Annotated in this window: 2 protein-coding genes; both read left to right on the top strand. The window is 64.3% G+C overall.

Annotated features, from left to right (window positions below):
* Positions 1–217 precede the first annotated feature (217 nt).
* Positions 218–340, top strand: a complete 123-nt coding sequence (locus tag VGP39_RS10700) for a hypothetical protein (protein WP_327568074.1) — start codon at positions 218–220, stop codon at positions 338–340.
* A 79-nt stretch (positions 341–419) separates the two neighbouring features.
* On the top strand, positions 420–1,595 hold a 1,176-nt coding region (locus VGP39_RS10695), incomplete at its 3' end, for a transposase (RefSeq protein WP_327568073.1).

Here is a 1,595-nt window from a genome sequence, read left to right as displayed (position 1 = left end):
CGGATCGCGGGCCAGCATTGGCGCAGGATCGCCGCGGGGTCGTCGCCCATCATCGCCGTGTGATAAAGGTCGCACTGCAGTCCCAGGTTGTCCGCGCCGACTTCGCGAATGACCTCGACCGCCTCGCCCGCGCGCGGCAGGTGACCCACAGGGCCATTCGGTTCTCTTGATTTCTTTCAGGACGGCTTGCCGGCTACGTCCCGCAGGCGCTCGCGCCTTGCGCAACGCGACGTTGACGCTCCTATGGCGCCTCGGCTTCAAGCCGGTCGAAGGCTTCGAACACTTCGCCGAGCACCGCCAAGCCGCCATCGACACCGTCAGCGGCAAGAGAACCGAATGACCCTGAGCTAAGCCAGCAATTCTAAATGATTGATTTTGAGGTAGGTTTCGCCTCGGCCTGAGGTGTGATTCAAGTCTGCATGGAGATGCTCGAGACCCTTTTGGCAGGCGTTCGCTCGGCCTGCGCGGCCTTTCCCGACAAGCGGCGCGGCGAGGTGACCTACAGCATGGCCGATATTGGTTTGTCGGCCTTTTCGCTGTTCTTCATGCAAAGCGAGTCCTTCCTCGCCCACCAGCGCGCGCTGGTGGAAGGCCGGAAGACATCGAACTGCCAAAGCCTGTTCGGCATGACCGCCGTGCCGACTGACAACCATATCCGCGCCATGCTCGACCCCGTGCATCCCTCTCACCTGCAGCCCGCCTTCGACCAAAGCCTGGACATGCTGCGCCGGCATGGCGGGCTGCGCGCCTTCCAGCGGCTCGGCGGCCGTGTGCTGATCGCGCTCGACGGTACAGAATACTTCTGCTCGCAAAAGCTAGGCTGTCCACAGTGCCTGACGCGCCGGCGGGTCAGCGGCAAGACCGAGAACTACCATGCCATGTTGGCTGCCACGGTCGTGGCGCCCGGTCATGCCATGGCGCTGCCCATGATGCCGGAGTTCATCGCGCCCCAGGACGGCGCGGAGAAACAGGACTGCGAACGCAACGCTGCCAAGCGCTGGCTGGCCGCCCACGCCAAGCGGCTGGTCGATCTGCGGCCCATCTACCTCGGCGACGATCTGTTCGCCTGCCAGCCGGTTGCGGACGCGATCACCGCCGCCGGCGGGGATTTCCTCCTCACAGCCAAGCCCGCGTCGCACAAGGCGCTGTATGACTTCATGCAAGGTGCCACGCTCGATCAGCACGCGGTCACGCAAAAGACCAACGGCAAGCGCCTGACCTACCGCTTCCGCTGGTTCGAGGGCGCGCCACTGCGGGACGGCCACGATGCGATGCTGGTCAACTGGATCGGCGTCACCATCACGGACGCCAAGGGCCACGTCACTTACCGCAGCGCTTTCGTGACCTCGCTGCCCGTCACCCGCGACACCGTCGCCGAGATCGTGGCCTGCGCCAGGGCCAGATGGAAGATCGAGAACGAAAGCTTCAACGTCCTCAAGTCCAACGGCTACCATCTTGAGCACAACTTCGGCCACGGCAAGCAGAACCTTGCCATGATGTTCGCCGCCATGAACCTGCTCGCCTTCGCACTCCACACGGTCTGCGACTGCCTCGAACAGCTCTGGACCGAGGCCAGAGCCGCCAAACGGGCCCGC

Source organism: Bradyrhizobium sp., assembly GCF_036009065.1.
Classification (GTDB): domain Bacteria; phylum Pseudomonadota; class Alphaproteobacteria; order Rhizobiales; family Xanthobacteraceae; genus Bradyrhizobium.
The sequence above is the reverse complement of the archived record's forward strand: the minus strand, read 5'-3'. Positions and strand labels throughout refer to the sequence as shown.